Here is a 23,223-nt window from a genome sequence, read left to right on the forward strand (position 1 = left end):
AAGAGCCTTAGTGATGACTCTATCACGAAAAATAAACCGTGTCTAGTACACGGATATAATCAATCCGAGGGTGATAACCGCATGATAATAAAGATCCATGCTCTTCTATTTCTTCTTTCGTAATCGATTTCCGTCCACCAGTATTTTGACGATTCCAAAATGCAATAATATGTTTTGCATCTAGTAAATAAAGTTCATCAAAAAGTGTAAATTTAATAATAACAAATGCAATTCCATCATGAACGATTACTTGCTTCATATGTTCAATTTGATGAAGGTGGAAGTTTTGAAGTGGAAAGCTGGTTTTATTTTTTGTTTCTTTCGCTTCAAAATCGATGTATTTCCCTTTGTATACACCGTTGTAATCTGTTGTAGAAGGTTGTTTAAAATACGCTTCTTTTACCACTGCAGCACTTCGAGCGGGGTAATCTACTTTTACAATTTGAAGAGGTGTAGGTTTTTTATGTACACATGCAATATTATGGGTTAAGTAATATTCATTTGTTTCATTCAATTCCTCTTCAAGGGACATACCTCTATTACTATAAGTATGTTTTTTAATTGGTGTTTTATGAGGTTGTGAAGCTTGATTGTACCGTTTTCCGTTTGGGTAACGAATGGTCATAGTGTGTCCACTCCCAACTTGCTAAGAATTACTTACAAAGGTGATTATAACAAAAAATGAAAAAAGATGTGACCTTTTTGAAGAAAGGCATGATGACTTATTTATGTTTACATGGAATGATTATGAGAAAATTAAACAATATCGTAAAAATATGGTTTGTACAGACGAAGAAAAAACAATCGTTTATAACATTAAGAGGAAAATAGAAATGGCTAATATGGACAATATTTCTCGAACACAGTCTTATCAAGAATATTATGTAAGGAACAGTGAAATTAGGTGGGCCTTTTTAGCAAGTATGGTCTCGAGAAATGCTGGATGGAATATGACTGATTTAAAAGGGAGATATTATGCTACTGTTTTACCTCAAACAGTAAAAAAACATTTGTTTCTGACTTATGAAGAAGCGAATTGGATTATTTTTTTAGATGCATTTCCTCAGCTATTGTTATACGAAGAAAGTAAGAGGAGGCAGGTACCACTATTCTATTTGTTACAATATTTTAATGTATCAATTTTTATGGAAAAAGAATGGATTTATTTTTGGGAAAAAAAAGATATAAATAGGCTCATGACAGCGCTTATTATAAATGAGCAAAATAAAATTCAAAAACCAGTTATTGAGAATACATATTTTAAAAAACATGTATTCCATACTGCACTTTTTAAATTGCAAGAAATGCTTCATATTAGTGCTGTTATTTTTCCGACTGTTGAAGGGAGGTTGTATGGTTTTTCAGTTTATCAATTTGAAACGTTACAAAAGCGTATAGAACTAGGGCAGAAATTAGCGGAGTTACTGTTTCATCCGAATTATAAAAGTTTATTCCATAGGTTTGCATTGCAAACTATACACACAGGATCAAGAGCAGATTATGAATATTATGAAAGAGAAGCTAGAAAATCTTGTACGCCAGCCCTTAGAGAGGTTTATCCTGTCGTTGCACATAAGGAAATAAGTATGAGAGATTGGTTTTGTAGAGATATGGAAATAAATGAGTTGTTTCTACTGGAAGAGTATAAGGGTGAAGTTGATATAACAGAATGGTATAAAAGAAAGAGGGAGCAAATCTATGTTGCTTCTATCGTAAATCGTTTTGTTAAAAGGATGGATGAGTTCGTGATATAATAAAAAAGAAGTCCCGTCTTCATAAATGAAGACGGGACTTCTTAATGTGAAGTAATCCTGCCGTGTATGCTAACAATTTAATCTCAAAACGTAATGAATATAGGAGATTAAGGATGCTTCAGAAATTAGCTTTTTGTAAAAGTGCTAAAGTTTCACTTTATCCCGCTACTTGCCGGGCAGTAAGACCCACGTCTCAAAATTCAGTGAAAGCAAAGAATTTAGGTGTGGATCAACTGCCCGTAAAAGCCCGATTGAGAAGGCTAATAATCAGTGGGGATGAACAAAACCCCCGCTGATTAAAGTTTCACTTTATGTAGCAGGGAAGTTTGGACCATCTAACTTAGGGTTGCCAGTCTCGGGTTTATTTTGTTTGTTTTGTTTTTTCTTTTTGTCGTTTTTGTTCTTTGTCATTTTCATACACCTCCTTTTTGTATTGTTACCATTTCTATAAATGACATACAAAATGATTTCTTTGACGAATAACAACTAGTTTTGTCATGTGAGCAGGAGTGAGGAGTCATTCGGCGAAATTACATGACAAAGGAAAAGCAAAGAAGGGGGCGTTTTGTATATGGCGATGGTTCAGAAGGAAGATGTAATGAAAACAATGGATCAAATGTTAAGTTCTCTCGATTTGCTGGAAATGAATATAGGGATTAGAATGAATCATGCATTGAAGGATACGGGTGAAAAAATATGCAATAAGATAGAAATAACAGAAATGCATATTGAGCATATGGAAAATAAATTAGTGCATCACGAAGAAAAAGGGAATTGGGTGAAGGCATTTCAAAACGTCGTAGTGAGTGCATAATAAGGTGGGAATAAAATGAAGTATGAAGCATTGATACAATCTTCAGAAAAACTCATGCAGTATAATAATGAAGCGAATGTGAAAAAAAGAGAAATGATTGAGTACGATTTTTATAAGGATATGAAACCATTTGTAGATATGGTAGATGAGGAATTAAAAGTGTGGAAAGAATTAGCTTATAAATGGATTAAGGAAGAAAAACCGAAGTATATACATGTACAGCAAATTGATAAAGTGTACGATAATTTACAGACAAATGTGTTGCAATGTTTTGTAAATAAAGGTAAAGGTAAGCGATTCTTTGAAACACATCAAGCCATTTCGTATACTTTGCAAAATATAATTGAGCAATGTAAGTAACAAGAGGGGAAACCCTCTTGTTTTTTTTTATGCTTCTGTCATTGTTGTAGGTTTTGTTGCACCGTTTATTTCTAATTCTTTTATTAATGTTCGGTAATCTGAAATGCATATTTTCCCTTCGAGATACCAATGTCTCGCAAAGTCTAACAATTCATTTACATTCTCTGTGTAATACCCCTTTTTTTGAGAAAACGCTTGTTTTAAATCCCCTAATACCATGTTGATTCCTCCCCCATGAGAATCTTCTTCTTCACTATCATAGCATGGAAGGGTTTTCTTTTTTAATTTTTTAAAAATTTAAACTTCCGACAAAAATAGACAGATACTCCGTCACACAAATTATTTTACAAGTACATATTATATATGTAGAAACTTATGTGAAGGAGGAGAGAATGCATGTTTCAACAATCTAACGTATATCAGCAATCTTATCCATATGCACAGCAAAATATGTACCAATATAATACGGATACATATTTACGGTATAATATGTATCCTTTCGAGCCTAATTATGGAAATCAAAATTATTACCAGCCATTTGAAGTATCGTTTATGAATCAACCACAACAACAGCAGCAACCCTATACGAATCAACAACAGCAGCCCTATATGGAGCAACAGCAACAACCCTATACGAATCAACAACAGCAGCCTTATATGGATCAACAACAGCAACCTTATATGAATTCACAATACTATATGCCACCACCATCTCCCTATGGAAATCAACAAGCGATGTTTTATCCACCAAAACAACCGTACCCGACGCAGAATAAACAAAAACAACAACAGCAACCGAGTCAATTTTCTAGTTTTGTTTCCCAATTTAAAAACTCAGATGGTAACTATGATGTAAATAAAATGATGAATACAGCTGGACAAATGATGAATGCGATGAACCAAGTGACAGGTATTGTAAAGCAAGTTGGAGGTTTTTTTGGTAAGTAATTTTGGGGGGTGTCTATAAAAAGCATTACGTATAAAGCAGAAGGCTAGACAAATTTCCTTGTAATAAATGGGTATATATAACAAACGGCTTTCTCTCTTTTCTCATATTGTAAAGTGTAGTCAGATTTTTTTAACGAGAGAGGAGAGAAAAAACTATGCATCATTGTCATCCTTGTTTTGGAGGGCATAAGCCTGTAGGACCTATTTGTACAACTGCTCCTGTCATTCATCCGACGAAACAATGCGTAACACACTCTTTTTCAACAACGGTGGTGCCACACATTTTCCCAACGCATACAACACATGTACACCATCAACAAATTAAAAACCAAAACTTCTTCCCACAAACAAACTCGAATGTAAATGTGGTAGACCCAGTTGATCCAGGATTCGGCGGCGGATGTGGACCATGTGGTCATGGACATCATGGACATTTTGGACATCATGGACATTTTGGACATCAAATATCTCCATTTGGTCCAGGACCAAATGTATCACCATTCTTACCGAATAATGTATCACCAGTAGGTCCGAATATTGGACCAAACGTTGGTGGAATATTTAAAAAGTAAATGATATGTTAGAACTAGCGAAATGCTAGTTCTTTTTTTGTAATTGGAGTGTTGATATGAAAGTTATTGCTGTAACGGGATATAAGCCATTTGAACTTGGTATATTTAAAAATGATCATCCAGGGGTGGAATGTATAAAAAAAGCATTGCATCGAAAATTAACTACTTTTGTAGAAGAAGGTTTGGAATGGGTGATAATAAGTGGGCAGTTAGGAGTCGAATTATGGGCTGCTGAAGTTGTTTTTGAAATTCAAGTAGAATATCCAGATCTAAAATTAGCGGTATTTACTCCGTTTTTAGAACAAGAAGAAAGCTGGAAGGAAGATAACCGTGAATATTACGAATGTATTCTCTCTCAAGCAGACCATATTGATAGTATTACGAAACGGAAGTACGAAAGCCCGGAACAATTTAAATTAAAAAATCAATTTTTTATTGAAAAAAGTGATGCACTTTTAGCTGTATATGATGAAGAAAAACCAGGGAGTCCCAAATATATTGTAGAAGCAGCAAAGAAAAAAGGAGAAATAGAAAATTATCATAGTTATTTTATTCTTTTTTCTGATTTACAAGATATAATAGAAGAGGAACAGTGGAATAATGCTGAGTGATATGTAATATAGTACTCGTATATATGATTGACAAAAGGCATTGTTTCTGAAAAAATTTAGGTAATGAAAGTTTTGGCAAAAATTTGAGGTGAAGAAAATGATTTCGGATAAAATTAAATTAACGGCGAAAGATATTTTAGAAAAAGAATTTAAAACAGGCATGAGAGGCTATCAACAAGAAGAAGTAGACAAGTTTCTTGATATGATCATTAAAGACTATGAAGCTTTCCACAAGGAGTTTGATCAATTAAAGCAACAAAATGCTCGTTTAAAGCGTGAATTAGAGGAACAAAAATTAGTAGCAACGCAAGTGCCACAACAACCAGTTGTACAAACACCAGTTGCACAACCTGTATATAACAACACGAATACGGACATTTTAAAACGTCTATCTAATTTAGAAAAAGCTGTATTTGGAAGTAAGTTATACGAATAATTTCTAGTGGTAAAAAGGTTAAAGCATTTTACATAGAAAAAAACATTGCAAAATCTTTTTGTTTCCACTATACTAATGGATGTCATAACGTTTGGGTAATCGCTGCAACGCCAACGTTGTAGAGGAAAGTCCATGCTCGCACGGCCTGAGATGGCTGTAGTGTTCGTGCCTAGCCAATTCATAAGCTAGGGTATTCTGGCTGTAAGGCTGGTTTAACGGCAGGGAAAAAACCTAAGTCCTTTCGGATATGGTTTGACTACCTTTAAAGTGCCACAGTGACGAAGTCCTTGAAGAAATGATAGGAGTGGAACGAGGTAAACCCCACGAGCGAGAAACCCAAATAATGGTAGGGGAATCTTTTCCAAGGAAATGAACGATGGGAAAGGACAGGTTGTATAACCTGTAGATAGATGATTGCCACCGGAGTACGAGGCGTGGGCCGTTTGCAGTACAAAGGAACAGAACATGGCTTACAGAACGTTATGAACCAACTATGAAATAACTCAGCTCTCCTTTGTTAGAGGAGGGCTTTTTATTTGTATGAAGTTATAAATTATGAGTTAAAATGGTTAATGAGAAAATTCTTCGTAAAATGTAATGATTAATAGGACAAATTGCTATTAATTATTGTTTAACTATACATAAGAGGTGAATGCAAATGGGAAAAGTTACTTTAATTGCAACAGCGGCAATGGGTATTGAAGCGTTAGTTGCCCGAGAAGTTCGTGATCTTGGTTATGAATGCCAAGTGGAAAATAGCAAAGTAACATTTGAAGCAGATGAAAAGGCGATTTGTCGCACGAACTTATGGTTACGTACTGCGGACCGTGTGAAAATTAAAGTTGGCGAATTCAAAGCGACAACATTTGATGAGCTGTTTGAAAAGACGAAAGCATTAAACTGGGGAGATTATATTCCAGAGAATGGGGAATTTCCTGTAATTGGTAAATCGTTAAAATCTGAGTTGTTCAGTGTTTCAGATTGCCAACGTATCGTTAAAAAAGCTGTCGTTGAAAAATTAAAAACAACATATAAACGTACAACTTGGTTTGAAGAAGATGGTCCGTTATTCCGTATTGAGATCGCAATGCTCAAGGATATTGCAACATTAACAATTGATGCAAGTGGTGTTGGACTTCATAAACGTGGATACCGTATGGATCAAGGGGAAGCCCCATTAAAAGAAACATTGGCTGCGTCTTTAATTAAGTTAACAAACTGGAAGCCGGATCGTCCTTTCGTGGATCCTTTCTGTGGATCAGGTACAATTCCGATTGAAGCAGCATTAATTGGACAAAATATTGCACCAGGATTTAACCGTGGCTTCGCATCAGATGAGTGGGGCTGGGTTGGTAAACAAAACTGGCGTGAAGCTCGTCAAGAAGCTGAAGATTTAGCGAATTATAATCAACCACTACAAATCATTGGATCAGATATTGATCATCGTATGATCCGAGTTGCTCAAGATAATGCAGAAGAAGTGGGCTTAAGTGATTTAATTACATTTAAACAAATGCAAGTAAAAGATTTCACGACAAAAGAGGATTATGGCTATGTTGTAACGAATCCTCCATACGGAGAACGTTTAAGTGAAAAAGCACTCGTTGAACAATTGTACAAAGAAATGGGACAAGTATTCCGCCCATTAGATACATGGTCAGCGTATGTATTAACAAGCTACGAAGCATTTGAAAAGTGTTATGGAAAAGATGCATCGAAGAAACGTAAACTGTTTAATGGATTTATCCGTACAGATTACTACCAATACTTCGGAAAACGTCCACCGCGTAATTCATAGTATAAAACTCCTCCAGCGCGCATATACTGGCTATTATGTAATGCGTAAAGGAGGACGTGATATGGATAGTTTCCAATTATCTATGATTCAAAAAGCTATTCATCGTACGTATGATGAGATCGGGAAAGAAGTGGATAGCCAAGGTGCGATTGTAGAGGAAATACAAAAAGCACAAGAAGAATATTTATCAGCTCTTTCACACGAAACAGCGATTGATAAACGGTATTTAAAGTCATTAATATAGAAAAAAATTTTCCTTTTTCGAAAGGAAAATTTTTTTTCGTGTATTTCTATGTATGGCAACAGGGGAAAGTGGCTGCACACATATGAGTAGCAGTTGCTATATCTTTTTATAGAAAAACTTTTTGGTTGGAGGCTAAGGATGTTTACTGAGAAGAGATTACCATTTGAAGTAGGAAAACAAGATAATTTTTATGATAAGTTGAATGAATGGATTGGAGATGTGTTTTACGATATCCTTCCGGAAAAAGGCTTTGAAGAGCGTGATGAACAAATTTTTATGGCGTTTCAATTAGAGCGTGCTTTCCAAGAAAAGAAAGTAATGTTCGCAGAAGCGGGTGTAGGAACAGGGAAAACAATTGTATATCTTCTATATGCAATTTGCTATGCGCGTTATACTGGAAAACCAGCTATTATCGCTTGTGCTGATGAAACGTTAATTGAGCAGCTTGTGAAAGAAGAAGGAGACATTGCTAAGTTATCTGAAGCATTAGGACTATCTGTTGATGTTAGACTTGCGAAATCAATGGATAATTATTTATGTTTACGTAAACTTGAAGATGTTATGAGTGGACGAGCTCCAGAAGTAATTGAAGATGTATACTACGAATTACCACAGTTTGTATTCGATCATGGTACGATGCAAAACTTTACTCACTACGGTGACAGAAAAGAATTTCCACTTTTAAATGATGAGGAATGGTCAAAAGTAAATTGGGATTACTTCCAAGATTGCTTCACTTGTGATTCTCGTCATCGTTGTGGTCAAACTCTTTCTCGTGAACATTATCGTAAAGCGGCAGATTTAATTATTTGTTCTCAAGATTTCTATATGGATCATATTTGGACGTACGATGCTCGTAAGCGTGAAGGGCAAATTCCGTTATTACCTGAAAGTAGCTGCGTTGTATTCGATGAAGGACATCTTGTAGAATATGCAGCTCAAAAAGCTTTAACATATCGTTTAAAGCAAACGATGATGGAGCAACTTTTAACAAGATTGTTGCAAAACGATATTCGTGAAGAGTTTGCACATTTAGTAGAAGAAACAATTTGGCAAACAGAGCGATTCTTTGATGTGTTACAAGAAAATAAAAAGGAAATCGCCGGTTCTGATCGTTTAGAAATTACTGTGACAGAAAAAGTAACAGCTGAAGCGAATAGACTTTATGCGAAAATTGGTGAAGTCGGTGATGCATTAGTATTTGAAAGTGAAATGCATACAGTAAACACGTATGATTTAAATATCGTTGATGAACATTTAGATGTATTAGAACATTCACTTCGTCTGTTCATGCACGAGAAAAATGTAATTACATGGGGTGAAGAAGGTGATGGAGCCTTCACGTTAGTGATTATGCCACGTGCAGTTGAAGAAGTATTACAAGAGAAAGTATTCTCGAAGAAAATCCCGTATATTTTCTCTTCTGCTACATTATCTAACAACGATTCATTCGCATTTACAGCAAATAGCCTAGGGGTAAAAGATTACTTATCATTCTCAGTTGCCTCACCGTTTGATTATGAGGAGCAAATGGCAGTAAACTTACTATCGCATACGAAAGAGAACGAATGGGAAAGAAAGTGTCAATATACACTTGAAAATATACAGAAAACAAATGGACGTACACTTGTATTATTCCGTACAACACAAGAACTTGCAGCGTTTAAAGAATATGTAAGTAAAGAACAAATGTCCGTTCCGTTCCTATATGAAGGGGATCAAGAAATTAGTCAGCTCGTTTCTCGTTTCCAAAATGAAGAAGAGACTGTACTTTGTGCTGTTCATTTATGGGAAGGTTTAGATATTCCTGGTTCATCATTATCGCATGTTATTATTTGGTCATTACCATTCCCTCCAAACGATCCTGTGTTTGAAGCGAAGCGTAAACATGTAAATAATCCATTCTGGGATGTAGATGTACCGTATATGATTTTACGTCTTCGTCAAGGGATTGGACGTTTAATTCGTACGAGCGACGATAAAGGGGCTATATCAATCTTCTTATCTGATACAGAAGATGAGAAAGTGATAGAAGCGGTGAAAAACGTACTACCAGTAGAAGGTAAAGAATTATAAGGAGAAAGCTTGGCGCTTGCCAAGCTTTTTTTCTATTATAAAAGGAATTTAGGTTTCCATGTCGAATTAAGTTTGAGGTAGAAAAGGGAGGTTTTATACGATGACAGTAGCTACATATGAAGTAGAAAAACAATTTTTAACATATGTGAAGAAGATACAAAATTACGGTGAAGCATTAAGCTTAATGTTTTGGGACTTAAGAACAGGTGCGCCTAAAAAAGGTGTAGACCAGCGTTCAGAAGTAATTGGTATGCTTTCATCAGAAGTGTTTGTTATGTCGACTTCAGATGAGATGGGAAATTATTTAACAGAGCTTGAAGCTTTAATAAGTGAAGATAAACTTTCTGAAACGACGAAGAAAATGGTTGAAGAGTGTCGTAAAGAATATGATAGAAATAAGAAAATTCCACAAGCGGAATACGAGGCGTATGTGAAATTAGAAGCGAAAGCGGAAAGTGTGTGGGAAGAAGCTCGGGAAAAATCTGATTTCGAAATGTTCCGTCCGTATTTAGAACAAATAGTTGAATTTAAAAAGAAATTCATTACATATTGGGGTTACGAAACATATAAATATAATACATTGTTAGATATGTATGAGCCAGGTATTACAGTAGAAGTGTTAGATCACGTATTTGGTCAACTTCGTGAGCGTATCGTTCCGCTCGTAAAAGAAATATCGGAGTCACAAAAGAGATTAAAGACAAGTGCTTTATCAGAACATTTTTCAAAAGAAAAACAAAAGAACTTTACATTAGAGTTATTAAAGCAATTGAATTATGACTTTAAAGCAGGTCGTCTTGATGAAACGGTACATCCATTTGAGATTACATTAAATAGAGGGGACGTTCGTATTACAACACGTTATGATGAAAAAGATTTCCGTATGGCAGTGTTTGGAACAATTCATGAATGTGGCCATGCTGTATATGAACAAAATATTGCAGAGAAATTCGAAGGTACACCGCTATGTAGTGGAACTTCTATGGGTATTCATGAGTCACAATCATTATTCTTTGAGAACTTTATCGGTCGTAATAAATCATTCTGGAAGAAAAATTATGATTTATTAAAAGAGTATAGCGATGGTCAATTCAATGATATATCAGTAGATGAGTTTTATGATGCGATTAACGAATCGAAGCCATCGTTCATTCGTATAGAAGCAGATGAGCTTACATATCCGCTTCACGTCATGGTTCGTTATGAACTTGAGAAAGAATTATTTGATGGTACATTACAAGTGAAGGATTTGCCAGTGGCTTGGAATGATAAGATGGAAGCATATTTAGGAATTCGTCCGGAAAGCGATGCACAAGGTGTATTGCAAGATGTTCACTGGGCTGGTGGTTCATTTGGATACTTCCCATCTTATGCGCTTGGTTATATGTATGCAGCGCAATTTAAGCAAAGAATGTTAAAAGACATTCCGAACTTTGATGCATTATTAGAAGAAGGAAACGTAACACCAATTCGTGAATGGTTAACAGAAAATATTCACCAATACGGTAAAACGAAAAAGCCACTTGAAATTTTAGAAGATGTGACAGGTGAAGGATTAAATGCAAACTACTTAGCAGATTATTTAGAAGCGAAGTATAAAGAAATCTATGAGTTATAAAAAAGAGCTGCTTAATTGCAGCTCTTTTTTATAAGGGGGATAGAAGAATGGCTTATACATATACAGTAATGACGCAAGAAGAAGCAGAAGAAATTGCATATAACTGGCATTATGAAGGGAGGTATTCCTTTTACGATATAGGTGCAGATGAAGAAGATTTAGCTGAGTTTTTACATGATGAGAGTAGAGGAAATCATACATTTTCTGTGAAGGAAAATGGCACTCTCATTGGTTTTTTTACTGTTTGTAAAATAAATGATGGAACGGTTGATATAGGTCTTGGAATGAGACCTGATATAACTGGAAATGGATTTGGTTTACAGTTCGTAAACGCTGGACTAGCTTTTAGTAAAGAAAAATATGGTTGCAATTATATAACACTATCAGTAGCGACATGTAATGAGAGAGCGATTAAAGTGTATAAAAGAGCAGGATTTGAAGCTGTTGGAACGTTTATACAGAAAACAAATGGTAGTTGTTTTGAGTTTTTGAAAATGAATTATATATGTAAAAATGATTAAGAAACAGAGGGGATCTTCTGTTTCTTTATTTTGATTTAGAAGTATAGGATACATATTTTTGTACTTGTTGTAATTGAGAGTTTTGAAATTTTGACAGAGGATGTGTATGATTGAACTTTAGTAGCAAATAGCAGGTTTAGCAAGGAGAGGTAGAATGATTACAATTAAAACGAAAAATGAAATAGATTTGATGCATGAATCTGGGAAATTACTTGCTTCATGTCATAGGGAAATTGCCAAAATGATGAAACCAGGTATTACGACAAAAGAAATTGATACGTTTGTTGAAGCTTATTTAGAAAAGCATGGTGCAACATCTCAGCAGAAAGGTTACAACGGGTATCCATATGCGATATGTGCATCTGTAAATGCTGAAATGTGCCATGGGTTTCCCGCCGATGTTCCTTTAACTGAGGGAGATATTGTAACAATTGACATGGTAGTAAACTTAAATGGTGGTCTTTCAGATTCTGCTTGGACGTATAGAATTGGAAATGTTTCTGATGAAGCAGAAAAGTTATTGTTAGTAGCTGAGAATGCTTTATATAAAGGGATTGGTCAGGCGGTAATCGGTAATCATGTAGGAGACATTGGCTATGCAATTGAAAGTTATGTAGCTACTGAAGGTTTTTCGGTTGCAAGAGACTTTACGGGGCACGGGATTGGTAAAGAGATTCATGAAGAACCAGCAATTTTTCATTTTGGGAAACAAGGACAAGGGCCTGAACTACAAGAAGGAATGGTAATTACAATTGAGCCTATTGTCAATGTAGGTATGCGATATTCAAAAGTAGATTTAAATGGATGGGCTGCAAGAACGATGGATGGGAAATTATCAGCGCAATATGAGCATACAATTGCGATTACAAAAGATGGGCCGATTATTTTAACGACACTTTGAAATAATATGTAAGAGTTTACAAAACTCGAACAAAAATGATGTTTTTATAAAATTTGTACGTGTTTTATTAAGAAATGCTTTTCAAAGTATAAAAAGTGCGTTATAATCCTTCTATAAAATAAATAGTTAGCTACACTCATATAATCGCGGGGATATGGCCTGCAAGTTTCTACCGAAGTACCGTAAATACTTTGACTATGAGTGAGGACGAATATATTTGCTTGTTTAGCATTCTTTTTTGCGAAACTCCAAAAGCGCGTCTCTCACTTGTAACGAGTGGTGGCGGCTTTTGGAGTTTTTTATTGCATAAGAGGGGGAACAAACATGAAAGTATTACAAGAAAAGATTTTGAACGAAGGAAAGGTTTTATCTGGTGACGTATTAAAGGTAGATGCATTTTTAAATCATCAAATTGACCCAGTACTTATGCAAGAGATCGGAAAAGAATTTGCTAAACGTTTTAAAGAAGAGAACATTACAAAAATCGTGACGATTGAATCTTCAGGCATTGCACCAGCAGTTATGGCTGCATTAGAGCTTGGTGTAAAAGTAATCTTTGCAAGAAAACGTAAATCGTTAACGTTACAAGATAATATGTACGTTGCAAACGTATATTCATTTACGAAACAAGAAACGAATGAAATTTCATTATCTCGAAATCATATCGATGAAAATGATCGTGTTTTAATTATCGATGACTTTTTAGCAAATGGTCAGGCTGCTTTAGGTTTAATGAGTTTAGTAGAGCAAGCAGGAGCAAGTATTGCAGGAATTGGTATTGTTATTGAAAAAGCATTTCAAGATGGAGGAAAGAAGCTTCGTGAACAAGGAGTTCGTGTTGAGTCACTAGCAGAAATTGCATCACTTGATAACGGCACAGTTACATTTGTACAGCAAGAAACTGCGGAGGTGAAATAAACGATGAAGCAACATCCATTTAAAATCGCATCGCTTGGTATGCAGCATATGCTGGCGATGTATGCTGGCGCAATTATCGTTCCGCTTATTGTGGGCGGCGGACTTGGTTTAAATCAAAAAGAGTTAACATATTTAGTCTCGATTGATTTATTAATGTGCGGCGTTGCGACGATTTTACAAGCATTATCAAATCGCTTTTTCGGTATTGGACTTCCCGTTGTACTTGGTTGCACATTTACAGCGGTTGGGCCGATGATTGCAATCGGGAAACAATACGGTGTGTCTTCTATTTATGGAGCGATTATTGCTGCCGGGTTATTCGTTGTTATTTTTGCGAAATTATTTGGAAAGCTTGTAAAACTGTTTCCGCCTGTTGTAACAGGATCTGTCGTTACCGTAATTGGAGTTACACTTGTTCCAGCAGCGATTAATGATATGGCTGGGGGAGTAGGAAGTAAGGATTTCGGTAGTCTTGAGAATTTAGCGTTAGCATTTGGTGTATTATTATTTATCATCATTATGTATCGTTTCTTTGACGGGTTTATTCGTTCAATCTCTATTTTACTAGGTCTATTGTTCGGTACAATTGTTGCAGCGTTTATGGGGAAAGTAAGTTTGCAAGCGGTTGGAGAAGCGGATTGGTTCCACGGTATTCAGCCATTTTACTTCGGTACACCAACATTTGAATTAACGCCAATTATTACGATGATTTTAGTTGCTTGCGTAGGGATTGTAGAAGCAACAGGTGTATATTTCGCATTATCTGATATTTGCAATAAAAAGATCGGTGAAAAAGAATTAACAAAAGGCTATCGAGCAGAAGGATTAGCGATGGTGTTAGGTGGTATTTTTAACGCGTTCCCATATACAACATACTCTCAAAACGTAGGACTTGTTCAATTAACTGGAGTAAGAAATCGCGTTATTATTTATACTTGTGGTGGTATGTTAATCGTTCTTGGGTTCATTCCAAAAATCGCAGCTATTACAACTATTATCCCGAAATCAGTACTTGGCGGTGCAATGTTAGCGATGTTTGGTATGGTAATGGCATATGGTATTAAAATGTTAAGTAGCGTTGATTTTGGTAAACAAGAAAACTTATTAATCGTTGCATGTTCTGTCGGAATTGGGCTTGGGGTTACAGTTGTTCCGACATTATTCTCACAACTTCCTGAAAACATTCGTATTTTAACAGATAACGGAATTGTACTTGGAAGTGCGTCAGCAGTACTTTTAAATATCGTATTTAATATGGTGCCGCAGCGTAAAGTGAAAGTAAAAGAAGAGCCAGTGTCTATGCAAAGTGCAGTAAGAGAAGCGTAAAAAAGCAAGGTCTCATTATGAGACCCTGCTTTTCTTTTTAAGTGGCATCATTTTCCCATACGTACCAAGACGCCAAATGTACTCAAGTGGCCCGTATTGATAACGTGACAGCCACCAGCGGCTAATAAAGATTTGTAACGTATAGAAACTAATGCAAAATAGAGGACCTACCCATAATGGAGCAAGATAATCATTTTTGAACAATAGTCCGAATACAAGCAATGTAACAATTGTATGTGAAATGTAGTTTGTTAACGCCATTCGACCAACATACTGGAACGGACGTAATAATGTTTGCCATCTTTCTTTTTGTAATAAACGCATTAACGTGACAATGTAGAAGATGAACAATGTCTTTCCGCTTATCATCGTAATACCCATAAGTGAAAATGGTGTGTATGGTTGATTGTTCATAAAGAAGTAAACCATAATAAACCACATCGGTAATGTTAAAATGAACATAATGATTTGCCATTTTTTAAGTTTTAGATCTAATTCTTTAGCACGGCGGAAAATGTCTTTTTTACCGGCATATAATCCTAGTAAAAACAATCCTAGTGTTTCAGGAAGCATAATAAGACTGTTACTTATTGCTTCAGAATAGAAAGAATGGAATCTGTCTGTAATTTGTAAGCCCCAGTTTTCTAACGGCATAATGGCTATGGAAAGGCCTAGTTCATCTACCGGCACTAATAACATGAGAAGAGAACCTACTAATGTGAACAATTGCATGAAACTTAATAGTACAATTGACCATATTAAAATAGTACGTGGCTTTCTCTTGTAAAATAAAAACAAGAAAAATCCGGTAATTGCATAAGTATGTAAAATGTCCCCGTCCCATAAAAGAACGTAGTGTAAGAAACCAAATAATAATAAAATAAGTAAGCGGCGAACAAACAAAGTTTTTGGACGATCGGTTTTCGCCTCAGCACGATTCATAAAAATATAAAAACCTAATCCGAATAAAAACGAAAAAATTGTATAAAATTTCGTTTGAATAAACATATCGTAAAATAGGCGAATATAGCTGTCTATCCCTTCGTAAATTCCTGTAATATCACGTGAGTCAACCCCGGCGATAATTGGCCAGTTAACAAGAAAAATACCTAGTACAGCTATTCCTCTAATAATATCTATGGAATGTATCCTCTCGCCTTGTGAAATATTTTGTGTCATTATTTTCCTCCTTGTTAAGTAATTCCCTTTTATTATACAAAATGTAAAGAGGAGGGTATATAGGTAATTTCCAATTTTTAAAACTGTTAAGATATGTATTATGAGATATAATAAGAGTGCACAACAAGTTTTAACCTTCTTCAAAACAGGCAGTAAAGCTCCTTTCTATAAGGGGCTTTCTTTATGAAAAGTATTGATAATGATTCTCTTTAATGATAAAATGTATTTAAAAGTGATAATCATTATCAAAAAAGGTTGGTGCATGAGTATGGTATATGCATTAGTAGCAGGTACAGTCACTGTATATGCAGTTATTGCAAAGTATGTTTTAAATGGAGTAGGAACAGCAAAATGAGTGATATGACATAAAATCCCTTTCATTTGTAAAAAGAATGAAAGGGATTTTTTATTTTTAATGAGAATATGCTGAAAATTTAGTATGATAGTAAAGTGAAACTGTAATCGATGAGGGGATGTATCTCCTGATGATTATGAGCTCGCAAATAGCGGGAAAAAGTATATACATCTTGGATAAAGGGGAACAAGGGGATGACAAACATAGTACAGACAAACGGTATGAAAAAACTTGTTTGTTTTTATGAAGAGTGGCAAAAACACGGCGATGCAGAGAATAGTGTAAAGTTGTTTGAGGTGATTCAAAAATATAAACAAGAACAGCTTATGATAGCGTTCTGCGGTCACTTCTCTGCAGGGAAATCAACGATGATGAATCATCTATATAAAGCGCAGTTGTTACCAACAAGTCCAATTCCGACAAGCGCTAACGTTGTCAAAATTGAAAAAGGAATGGATCGTGTTGTTGTAACAGTTAAATCTGGAGAACAGTACGAATATGATGGTGCATATTCAGCTGAAGAATTAAAACAAATTTGTAAAGACGGTGATGAGGTAATTGGTGTTCATATTTATCGGAATGATGCGCCAATTCCTGAGGGTGTTATGTTAGTTGATACACCAGGGATTGATTCAACAGATGATGCCCATCAATTAGCGACAGAATCAACGCTGCATCTAGCAGACGTGATTTTTTATATGATGGATTATAATCACGTCCAATCGGAAGTGAATTTGCAATTTGTTAAAGAATTGAAACAACGTAATAAAACGGTTTATCTCGTTGTAAATCAAATAGATAAACATAAAGAAAATGAATTATCGTTTGAGGATTATAAAGATAGTGTAAAACAATCGTTCTCTAACTGGGATATTGAAGTAGATGGAGTGTATTATACTTCATTACGAATGATGAACCATACACATAATGAAATTGGGAGCTTAGAAACATTAATTACTTCTATTATGAAAGAAAAAGTGCAGTATGTAAGAGATGGAATGGAGCGAGAAACAGAATATTTAATGGGGGAACATTTTTCATTTATTCTTTCAGAAAATGAAAAAGCTCTTTTGAAATATGAGGAAGAGCTAGCATCGCCGCTTTCTATTTCAGAGATAGTTGAAAAGAAAGAAGAGCTAACGGAAACTAAACAACGCGAGGCTAGTAAAGAATCTCATGTGAGAAACGAATTTATAAAAGGCTTACAAGCTATATTAGATAACGCGTATTTAATGCCATTTGAAATGAGAGAATTGGCAAATGCGTATTTAGAAACGAAATTAACTAAATTTAAGGTCGGTTTGTTGTTTGCGAAAGGAAAGACGGAGCAAGAAAAACAGAGACGTTTAGATGCTTTTTATTCTGCTTTGCAAAAGACTGTTGAAACGCAACTTGATTTTCATGTGAAAGAATTTATTGTTGCCTTCTTAAAAGAAGAAGGATTGTTCACAGAGGAAATTGGGAAAGACATATATGCTTTAGAAATTGCTTTTGGACCAGAAATGTTAGCTGAAGTCATTAAACAAGGTGCAGGTTTCACAGGTGATTACTTACTTCTTTATACAGCGGATGTAGCGAATGAACTGAAGAAACGTTATTTTACAAAAGCGCAGCAAATTTTTGATAAAAGTGCAGTCGTTTTAAAGCAAAAGGTGAAGGAAGCAGTTGCACGCATTGAAGAAGAGATTGAAAAATATATGATGTTGCAAACGGCAAAAGAAACGCAATTGCAATACAGTAACAATTTAGAGACATATGAAAGTTATTTGCAAAATGTTTGGCACGAGCGTGTTGCTACACCAGAAGGCTTGCAAATAGAGGAGATATTGCAAAGTAAAATACAAATTGTTAGTGAGAAATTCACACTACAAGAGCAGGAAAGCGTAAACGATAACGTAATGGCTTGTGAGGAAGAGATAAAAGGAACAGCAGCTTTAAATATTCAGCGTATATTAGAGAAAGTGAAGAAAGCTGAAACGATATTAGAGCCATTGCCAGCGCTGAAACATGTACAGCAAGAGGTAATAGAAAAAAGGCGTCGTGTGGAAACGAAACAATTTACAGTAGCGTTATTCGGAGCTTTTAGTGCTGGGAAATCATCATTTGCCAATGCATTGCTTGGTGGGAATGTACTTCCTGTATCACCAAATCCGACGACGGCAACGATTAATCAAATTTTGCCGGTTACAGAGGAAAAACCACACGGAACAGTAATGGTTCAATTCAAATCAAAGCAAGCTCTATTAGAAGATATGAAAGCTGTTTATAAGTTGTTTCATTATGAGATTACTACGTTAGATGAAGCGTTAGCACAAATTGATAAAGTTATGAAATATCCTTCACCAACTGGGAAGCAAAAAACAACATTTAGCTTTTTAAGAGCGGTACAAAAAGGGTATGATACGGTTTCTGCTCATTTAGGGGAGCAAGTACAAGTTACATTAGAAGAGTTTTCTGATTATGTAGCGAATGAAGAAAAATCATGTTTTGTTGAGTACATGGAGCTTTATTATGATTGTGCTTTAACAAGGCAAGGAGTAGCGCTTGTAGACACACCTGGAGCGGATTCTATTAACGCCCGTCATACGGACGTTGCGTTCCAGTATATTAAAAACGCAGATGCTATTTTATTTGTAACGTATTATAATCATGTGTTCTCTCGTGCTGACCGTGAATTCTTAATCCAGCTTGGTCGTGTAAAGGATACTTTTGCACTTGATAAAATGTTTTTCTTAATTAATGCGGCCGATTTAGCAGAGTCTGAAGAAGAACTTGAAATGGTAAAAGGTTATATCGCAGACCAGCTACTGCAATACGGTATTAGAAATCCGCGTTTATTTGCAATTTCAAGTTTATGTGCACTTGAAGAGAAGCAAGGAAAGAATATTGAAAAAGAGAAGTACGGTATTTTACAAAACTCTGGGATTGCTAAGTTCGAGGAATCATTTACATCCTTTATGATGAGAGATTTAATGCTCGTATCTGTTCATGCTTTATATGGTACATTGCAAGGAGCAGATCAGCTTTTAGTAAATATGATAAACGGTGCAAAGCAGGGGAATGAAGAGAAAGAGAAGCAAACGAAAAAATATGAAGCAGAGCGTGATCAGCTACTTCATATTATTTCATCATATAGTGTGCTTGCTGAAGAGCAGGCGATGCAAAATGAAGTGAAAGAATTGCTTTATTACGTGCAACAGCGTCTATTCCTACGCTATAACGATGTGTTTACTGAATTTATTAATCCAGCATCGCTGCGAACGGATGGGAATGTGAAAGTGCAGTTGCAACAGTGCGTTATGGAATTAGTGGCATTTATTCAGCATGATTTACTACAAGAAATGCGTGCGACATCATTACGCCTTGAGAAATGGATAGATGAAGCGATGAAGCGTGCAAAGAATGAAATTGTGGTGAACTGTAAAGTAGAAAATGAATCAATTTCTATGAGTGGAACAGTGGATTATGAATATAAAGATATTGCACATAAAGAACCGTTCCCTTCAGTTGAAATAAAAGATTTCAAAAAAGCACTGGCGCATTTTAAAAATGAAAAAAGCTTTTTTGAAAAAAATGATAAAGCTTTCATGCAAGAAGAGGCTAAAGTTGTATTAGAGCCTTTCGTATCAAACTATGTAGCTGATGAAAAAGATTTATTTGTTCATCATTATAAGCAAGAGTGGGATTTGAAATGGAACTTATTCCAAAAAGTGATGCAGCAAGATGTGATGAATTATTATGAAAGTGTATTATTTGCATTGGCTGAAACAATTGATGTATCACTATATGAACAAAGTAAAGAACAATTGCAAAAGCAGTTAGTAGAGATTGAAAAAGAAATTTATGTGATATAGTCGTTATGAGAAAAAGATTCGTTCAATTTTCTTTTGCAATACTGTATCTAAAGATTTGACAAACCCAGCAAATTCATCGGTAGAAATCATATGAGTAAGAACGAGGCGTCTGCCGTCTGGTGTTTCACCGCATAAGACGAATGAAGAAAATTCATATGTTTTGTTTTCTACTACTAATTTTGGGTAGGAATACGTGTCGCTTTTCTTCTTCTTTCCATCAATAGAGATGACGTTGCACTTTTTCTCATTGTTGTCCATGGTGAATCCCTCCTTTCTATTATTTATGGTAGACAAGGAGGGTTTAGAACAATAGAGAAAGGGGAGTTTTTTATGTGTGTAGTAATAGAGTATATTTCGAAAGAAGCTATACCGAAACCTTTATTATTGCTTGCTGATCCAAGTGAGGGGCAAATTGATACATATGTACAAAGAGGGAAAACATATGTAGCTAAGCAGGAGGAGAGAGTTGTCGGTGTATATGTTCTTTTGGAAACAAGGCCGAAGACGATGGAAATTATGAATATTGCGGTTGTAGAGCATTTGCAAGGAAAAGGGATTGGAAAGCAGCTATTAAGTCATGCCGTAGAAACTGCTAAAGGATATGGTATGTCAAAACTTGAAGTTGGTACGGGCAATTCTAGTGTTTCACAACTTGCTTTATATCAAAAATGTGGATTTCGTATTTTTTCTATTGATTTTGATTACTTTTCGAAGCATTATGAAGAAGAGATTATTGAAAATGGGATTGTATGCCGTGATATGATTCGGCTTGCAATGGAATTGAATGAGAACGTATAACTTATTTAGGGGGAAGAGAAGATGGAAGTACATAAAGCAATTACAGCACATTCTCGTAAACAAAATGAAAGTGTAAAAGCATGTTTACAATTAGATGCGCAGCGTGAAGCAGCTATTGAAGCAGCCGTATCTCTTGCGTCAAATGGGAAAGAATTTTCGGTTGATGTCATTAATGTTGTAACAAAGCAAATTAATGATCTTGCAAAAAATGGTGTTACACTAGAGCGTAAATATGTTACAGAAGAAATGGTTATGGAGTATGTAAGTCGTTTGCAAGAGAAAGAAGGTCGTTAAAGATGATAGTTACAGTCGAATGGTTACGTGAGCATATAGAAGATGAGAATGTCCGTATAATCGATTGTCGTTTTGATTTAGCGAATCCTAATTGGGGTAGAGAAAAGTATGAGGAAGAACATATTCTTCATGCATTATATTTTGATTTGAATTTAGATTTATCAAGTCCTGTAACAGAACATGGTGGTCGCCATCCATTGCCGAATATTGAGGAGTTTGCAGACAAGCTTTCACAAGCTGGTATTGATGAACATACGACAGTAATTGCATATGACAGTCAAGCGGGTGCAAATGCTTCTCGTCTCTGGTGGTTATTAAACTATGTAGGACATGAGAAAGTATATATATTAGATGGTGGATTTCCAGCTTGGAAAGAGAATGGACTACCGATAACAATGGAAATTCCTGTTGCTATACGAAAAACATTCAAAGCAAATGTACAAGATCATATGCTTGTAACGATGGAAACGGTGAGAGAGAATATTCATGCAGGTGCAGATGTTACGTTAATTGATTCTAGAGAGCCAAAACGTTATGCTGGTGTAGAGGAACTAGTTGATCCAAAAGCAGGACATATTCCGACAGCAGTAAACTATTTTTGGAAGGATGGAATTGTACAATCAGGGCAATTTAAGAATGAAGCTGGGCAACAAGAACGATTCCGAAATCTTTCGAAAGATAAGGAAACAATTGTATATTGTGGTTCTGGTGTTACAGCCTGTCCAAATATCCTTGCATTGAAATTAGCTGGATTCCAAAATGTTAAATTGTATGCAGGTAGCTGGAGTGATTGGATTTCTTATCCAGAAAATCAAATTGCAAAAGAAGAAGATTAATCACTTGCATGCAAAAATAATTTGTATTAAAATAAGGTCACAAGCAAGAAATTGCTCGAAAAACTTTGTATTTTACACATTGGAAACAATGTGATAATATAACGACAAGTAAATAATACATCCTGCGGTGTACGTAACTTATTTATGTCTAAAACCGATGTTAGTTATACGGAAGCTCAATATTTAGCGACCATCATCAAGCCTTCCTTGTGGAGGAAGATGTACGGTAACTGTGAGGGCATCCACTTGCGAGTAGCGGGTTTTTGGACATTTACGAGGAGCGGCACGTGCGGGGGTCTTATTGCAACTAACATTATATAAAATTCCTACGGTGTACGTAGCTTATGCATGTCTTAAACCAATAAGTTTAATATGGAAGTTCAATATTTAAATGTAGCTAACATGCCATCTTTTTAAGAAGGAAGTTACAAACATTTGTGAGAGCATCCACCTGTGAGAGCAGGTTTATGGACATCTAGAGAGAACGGCATATGTGGGGCTATATAAAAACCTTACGTTTTATACGTAAGGTTTTTTTGTTGCATACATATATCTATTTTATCTGGATTCACCTGTGAAGTTTCCATAATAAATATAGCACTTTCTATCTTCATCAATCTCTCTTGAATCTAAAGCGAACTCCATATGCATGCCGTCGCGCTGAATATATATAAGGTCTGAATGAAGAGATGGCAAAATTTCTTCATAGTTCCATACATCTTTCCGATCTATTATGCTTGAACTCGTTTCACTTAGTTCTCTAACCTCAAAACCGATGTGAGAGTATGTAGGATCTGAAGGGTCATTTGCAAACTCTTCTTTTTGAATATATATAACTGCTGTTCCGTCTGGATCTACTGAAGTAGCAGTAACAACATATGTCTTGTTATCCTTTATAAAATATTCACACGTCATGCGTGCGATGATTTCAGAGTTAGAAATATTTGCGTAGCTCCATAAAGCAGGATATCTTTTCGTTTCATCATTAAGTCGATATTCTAAGCGCATTT

At 35.5% G+C, this 23,223-nt stretch carries 25 protein-coding genes, 3 other RNA genes and 1 riboswitch; of the genes, 22 read left to right on the forward strand and 6 right to left on the reverse strand.

Annotated features, from left to right (window positions below):
• Positions 1–22: 22 nt before the first annotated feature.
• The gene (recU, locus tag GFJ36_RS07110; RefSeq protein ID WP_046958934.1) at positions 23–625 is read right to left on the reverse strand and encodes a Holliday junction resolvase RecU; all 603 of its coding nucleotides are present in this window, start codon (positions 623–625) and stop codon (positions 23–25) included.
• A gap of 103 nt (positions 626–728) precedes the next feature.
• On the opposite strand from recU, the gene GFJ36_RS07115 reads away from it, so the two are divergent.
• A complete protein-coding gene (locus GFJ36_RS07115; protein ID WP_097889761.1) occupies positions 729–1,754 on the forward strand; it encodes a DUF2515 domain-containing protein in 1,026 nt (341 codons plus the stop codon).
• 309 nt (positions 1,755–2,063) lie between these two features.
• Here GFJ36_RS07115 and GFJ36_RS29050 read toward each other — a convergent pair whose 3' ends face one another.
• Entirely contained in the window at positions 2,064–2,240 is a 177-nt protein-coding gene (locus GFJ36_RS29050; protein ID WP_087985562.1) for a phage portal protein, read from the reverse strand.
• An 85-nt stretch (positions 2,241–2,325) separates the two neighbouring features.
• On the opposite strand from GFJ36_RS29050, the gene GFJ36_RS07120 reads away from it, so the two are divergent.
• A complete protein-coding gene (locus tag GFJ36_RS07120) occupies positions 2,326–2,568 on the forward strand; it encodes a hypothetical protein (protein WP_001252041.1) in 243 nt (80 codons plus the stop codon).
• A gap of 15 nt (positions 2,569–2,583) precedes the next feature.
• Complete coding sequence (locus tag GFJ36_RS07125; protein WP_157349521.1) at positions 2,584–2,928, forward strand: YppE family protein; 345 nt, start codon at positions 2,584–2,586, stop codon at positions 2,926–2,928.
• A 27-nt stretch (positions 2,929–2,955) separates the two neighbouring features.
• Here GFJ36_RS07125 and GFJ36_RS07130 read toward each other — a convergent pair whose 3' ends face one another.
• Complete coding sequence (locus GFJ36_RS07130; RefSeq protein WP_000242661.1) at positions 2,956–3,147, reverse strand: YppF family protein; 192 nt, start codon at positions 3,145–3,147, stop codon at positions 2,956–2,958.
• 177 nt (positions 3,148–3,324) lie between these two features.
• Between GFJ36_RS07130 and GFJ36_RS07135 the strand changes: the two genes are divergently transcribed.
• The 13 genes from GFJ36_RS07135 to pbuX all read left to right on the forward strand — a co-directional run bounded on the left by GFJ36_RS07135 (position 3,325) and on the right by pbuX (position 14,897).
• Positions 3,325–3,876 carry a YppG family protein gene (locus GFJ36_RS07135; RefSeq protein ID WP_097889734.1) on the forward strand — a complete coding sequence of 184 codons (552 nt, stop codon included), beginning with the start codon at positions 3,325–3,327 and terminating at the stop codon, positions 3,874–3,876.
• Positions 3,877–4,031: 155 nt separating this feature from the next.
• Positions 4,032–4,448, forward strand: a complete 417-nt coding sequence (locus GFJ36_RS07140; protein WP_088608764.1) for a CotD family spore coat protein — start codon at positions 4,032–4,034, stop codon at positions 4,446–4,448.
• Between the two features lie 56 nt (positions 4,449–4,504).
• Positions 4,505–5,059 carry an SLOG family protein gene (locus tag GFJ36_RS07145; protein WP_000862919.1) on the forward strand — a complete coding sequence of 185 codons (555 nt, stop codon included), beginning with the start codon at positions 4,505–4,507 and terminating at the stop codon, positions 5,057–5,059.
• A gap of 97 nt (positions 5,060–5,156) precedes the next feature.
• Positions 5,157–5,495 (forward strand): cell division regulator GpsB, encoded by a 339-nt coding sequence (gene gpsB / locus GFJ36_RS07150; RefSeq protein ID WP_000622425.1) that lies wholly within the window; start codon positions 5,157–5,159, stop codon positions 5,493–5,495.
• Positions 5,496–5,582: 87 nt separating this feature from the next.
• Positions 5,583–5,973: RNase P RNA component class B (rnpB, locus tag GFJ36_RS07155), an RNA gene on the forward strand.
• A 180-nt stretch (positions 5,974–6,153) separates the two neighbouring features.
• On the forward strand, positions 6,154–7,293 hold the full coding sequence (locus tag GFJ36_RS07160) for a THUMP domain-containing class I SAM-dependent RNA methyltransferase (RefSeq protein ID WP_000521230.1): 1,140 nt from the start codon (positions 6,154–6,156) through the stop codon (positions 7,291–7,293).
• A gap of 61 nt (positions 7,294–7,354) precedes the next feature.
• Positions 7,355–7,537: a DUF3921 family protein gene (locus tag GFJ36_RS07165; protein ID WP_000376888.1), complete on the forward strand. Its 183-nt coding sequence runs from the start codon at positions 7,355–7,357 to the stop codon at positions 7,535–7,537.
• A 138-nt stretch (positions 7,538–7,675) separates the two neighbouring features.
• On the forward strand, positions 7,676–9,613 hold the full coding sequence (locus GFJ36_RS07170; protein WP_060489642.1) for an ATP-dependent DNA helicase: 1,938 nt from the start codon (positions 7,676–7,678) through the stop codon (positions 9,611–9,613).
• Positions 9,614–9,713: 100 nt separating this feature from the next.
• Positions 9,714–11,231: a carboxypeptidase gene (gene ypwA, locus GFJ36_RS07175; RefSeq protein ID WP_088062731.1), complete on the forward strand. Its 1,518-nt coding sequence runs from the start codon at positions 9,714–9,716 to the stop codon at positions 11,229–11,231.
• A gap of 47 nt (positions 11,232–11,278) precedes the next feature.
• A complete protein-coding gene (locus GFJ36_RS07180; protein WP_087985567.1) occupies positions 11,279–11,752 on the forward strand; it encodes a GNAT family N-acetyltransferase in 474 nt (157 codons plus the stop codon).
• Positions 11,753–11,906: 154 nt separating this feature from the next.
• Entirely contained in the window at positions 11,907–12,653 is a 747-nt protein-coding gene (locus GFJ36_RS07185) for a type I methionyl aminopeptidase (RefSeq protein WP_088062732.1), read from the forward strand.
• A gap of 116 nt (positions 12,654–12,769) precedes the next feature.
• Positions 12,770–12,871, forward strand: a riboswitch (purine riboswitch).
• Between the two features lie 106 nt (positions 12,872–12,977).
• On the forward strand, positions 12,978–13,571 hold the full coding sequence (locus GFJ36_RS07190) for a xanthine phosphoribosyltransferase (protein WP_000866483.1): 594 nt from the start codon (positions 12,978–12,980) through the stop codon (positions 13,569–13,571).
• A 3-nt stretch (positions 13,572–13,574) separates the two neighbouring features.
• Positions 13,575–14,897 carry a xanthine permease PbuX gene (pbuX, locus tag GFJ36_RS07195; RefSeq protein ID WP_000809222.1) on the forward strand — a complete coding sequence of 441 codons (1,323 nt, stop codon included), beginning with the start codon at positions 13,575–13,577 and terminating at the stop codon, positions 14,895–14,897.
• 15 nt (positions 14,898–14,912) lie between these two features.
• Here pbuX and GFJ36_RS07200 read toward each other — a convergent pair whose 3' ends face one another.
• The gene (locus tag GFJ36_RS07200; RefSeq protein ID WP_097889733.1) at positions 14,913–16,076 is read right to left on the reverse strand and encodes a DUF418 domain-containing protein; all 1,164 of its coding nucleotides are present in this window, start codon (positions 16,074–16,076) and stop codon (positions 14,913–14,915) included.
• Between the two features lie 549 nt (positions 16,077–16,625).
• Between GFJ36_RS07200 and GFJ36_RS07205 the strand changes: the two genes are divergently transcribed.
• On the forward strand, positions 16,626–20,285 hold the full coding sequence (locus tag GFJ36_RS07205; protein WP_097889732.1) for a dynamin family protein: 3,660 nt from the start codon (positions 16,626–16,628) through the stop codon (positions 20,283–20,285).
• 3 nt (positions 20,286–20,288) lie between these two features.
• Here the strand turns inward: GFJ36_RS07205 and GFJ36_RS07210 are convergent, their stop codons facing one another.
• Positions 20,289–20,543: a DUF3931 domain-containing protein gene (locus GFJ36_RS07210; protein WP_000369740.1), complete on the reverse strand. Its 255-nt coding sequence runs from the start codon at positions 20,541–20,543 to the stop codon at positions 20,289–20,291.
• Between the two features lie 72 nt (positions 20,544–20,615).
• On the opposite strand from GFJ36_RS07210, the gene GFJ36_RS07215 reads away from it, so the two are divergent.
• From GFJ36_RS07215 to ssrS (GFJ36_RS07235), 5 genes are all read left to right on the forward strand, one after another.
• Positions 20,616–21,083 (forward strand): GNAT family N-acetyltransferase, encoded by a 468-nt coding sequence (locus GFJ36_RS07215; protein ID WP_087985571.1) that lies wholly within the window; start codon positions 20,616–20,618, stop codon positions 21,081–21,083.
• 21 nt (positions 21,084–21,104) lie between these two features.
• Entirely contained in the window at positions 21,105–21,377 is a 273-nt protein-coding gene (locus GFJ36_RS07220; RefSeq protein ID WP_000451816.1) for a YpbS family protein, read from the forward strand.
• Between the two features lie 2 nt (positions 21,378–21,379).
• Positions 21,380–22,213: a sulfurtransferase gene (locus GFJ36_RS07225; RefSeq protein ID WP_000637539.1), complete on the forward strand. Its 834-nt coding sequence runs from the start codon at positions 21,380–21,382 to the stop codon at positions 22,211–22,213.
• A gap of 116 nt (positions 22,214–22,329) precedes the next feature.
• Positions 22,330–22,512, forward strand: a non-coding RNA gene (gene ssrS, locus GFJ36_RS07230) — 6S RNA.
• A 21-nt stretch (positions 22,513–22,533) separates the two neighbouring features.
• Positions 22,534–22,717, forward strand: a non-coding RNA gene (gene ssrS / locus GFJ36_RS07235) — 6S RNA.
• Between the two features lie 54 nt (positions 22,718–22,771).
• Here the strand turns inward: ssrS (GFJ36_RS07235) and GFJ36_RS07240 are convergent.
• Complete coding sequence (locus tag GFJ36_RS07240; protein ID WP_088062736.1) at positions 22,772–23,221, reverse strand: hypothetical protein; 450 nt, start codon at positions 23,219–23,221, stop codon at positions 22,772–22,774.
• Between the last annotated feature and the right edge of the window lie 2 nt (positions 23,222–23,223).

It is taken from the genome of Bacillus sp. EE-W1, assembly GCF_009760835.1.
Lineage (GTDB): Bacteria > Bacillota > Bacilli > Bacillales > Bacillaceae_G > Bacillus_A > Bacillus_A wiedmannii.

Bases quoted from the DNA above. Each gene is read 5' to 3' on its own strand.
- GFJ36_RS07145 (WP_000862919.1), top strand. From the start codon at position 4,505: ATGAAAGTTATTGCTGTAACGGGATATAAGCCATTTGAACTTGGTATA.
- GFJ36_RS07170 (WP_060489642.1), top strand. From the start codon at position 7,676: ATGTTTACTGAGAAGAGATTACCATTTGAAGTAGGAAAACAAGATAAT.
- GFJ36_RS07190 (WP_000866483.1), top strand. From the start codon at position 12,978: ATGAAAGTATTACAAGAAAAGATTTTGAACGAAGGAAAGGTTTTATCT.
- GFJ36_RS07130 (WP_000242661.1), bottom strand. From the start codon at position 3,147: ATGGTATTAGGGGATTTAAAACAAGCGTTTTCTCAAAAAAAGGGGTAT.
- GFJ36_RS07180 (WP_087985567.1), top strand. From the start codon at position 11,279: ATGGCTTATACATATACAGTAATGACGCAAGAAGAAGCAGAAGAAATT.
- GFJ36_RS07165 (WP_000376888.1), top strand. From the start codon at position 7,355: ATGGATAGTTTCCAATTATCTATGATTCAAAAAGCTATTCATCGTACG.
- GFJ36_RS07210 (WP_000369740.1), bottom strand. From the start codon at position 20,543: ATGGACAACAATGAGAAAAAGTGCAACGTCATCTCTATTGATGGAAAG.
- GFJ36_RS07140 (WP_088608764.1), top strand. From the start codon at position 4,032: ATGCATCATTGTCATCCTTGTTTTGGAGGGCATAAGCCTGTAGGACCT.
- GFJ36_RS07125 (WP_157349521.1), top strand. From the start codon at position 2,584: ATGAAGTATGAAGCATTGATACAATCTTCAGAAAAACTCATGCAGTAT.
- GFJ36_RS07185 (WP_088062732.1), top strand. From the start codon at position 11,907: ATGATTACAATTAAAACGAAAAATGAAATAGATTTGATGCATGAATCT.
- GFJ36_RS07215 (WP_087985571.1), top strand. From the start codon at position 20,616: ATGTGTGTAGTAATAGAGTATATTTCGAAAGAAGCTATACCGAAACCT.
- GFJ36_RS07200 (WP_097889733.1), bottom strand. From the start codon at position 16,076: ATGACACAAAATATTTCACAAGGCGAGAGGATACATTCCATAGATATT.
- GFJ36_RS07115 (WP_097889761.1), top strand. From the start codon at position 729: ATGTTTACATGGAATGATTATGAGAAAATTAAACAATATCGTAAAAAT.
- ypwA (WP_088062731.1), top strand. From the start codon at position 9,714: ATGACAGTAGCTACATATGAAGTAGAAAAACAATTTTTAACATATGTG.
- gpsB (WP_000622425.1), top strand. From the start codon at position 5,157: ATGATTTCGGATAAAATTAAATTAACGGCGAAAGATATTTTAGAAAAA.
- pbuX (WP_000809222.1), top strand. From the start codon at position 13,575: ATGAAGCAACATCCATTTAAAATCGCATCGCTTGGTATGCAGCATATG.
- GFJ36_RS07225 (WP_000637539.1), top strand. From the start codon at position 21,380: ATGATAGTTACAGTCGAATGGTTACGTGAGCATATAGAAGATGAGAAT.
- GFJ36_RS07205 (WP_097889732.1), top strand. From the start codon at position 16,626: ATGACAAACATAGTACAGACAAACGGTATGAAAAAACTTGTTTGTTTT.
- GFJ36_RS07220 (WP_000451816.1), top strand. From the start codon at position 21,105: ATGGAAGTACATAAAGCAATTACAGCACATTCTCGTAAACAAAATGAA.
- GFJ36_RS07160 (WP_000521230.1), top strand. From the start codon at position 6,154: ATGGGAAAAGTTACTTTAATTGCAACAGCGGCAATGGGTATTGAAGCG.
- GFJ36_RS07135 (WP_097889734.1), top strand. From the start codon at position 3,325: ATGTTTCAACAATCTAACGTATATCAGCAATCTTATCCATATGCACAG.
- GFJ36_RS07240 (WP_088062736.1), bottom strand. From the start codon at position 23,221: ATGCGCTTAGAATATCGACTTAATGATGAAACGAAAAGATATCCTGCT.
- GFJ36_RS07120 (WP_001252041.1), top strand. From the start codon at position 2,326: ATGGCGATGGTTCAGAAGGAAGATGTAATGAAAACAATGGATCAAATG.
- recU (WP_046958934.1), bottom strand. From the start codon at position 625: ATGACCATTCGTTACCCAAACGGAAAACGGTACAATCAAGCTTCACAA.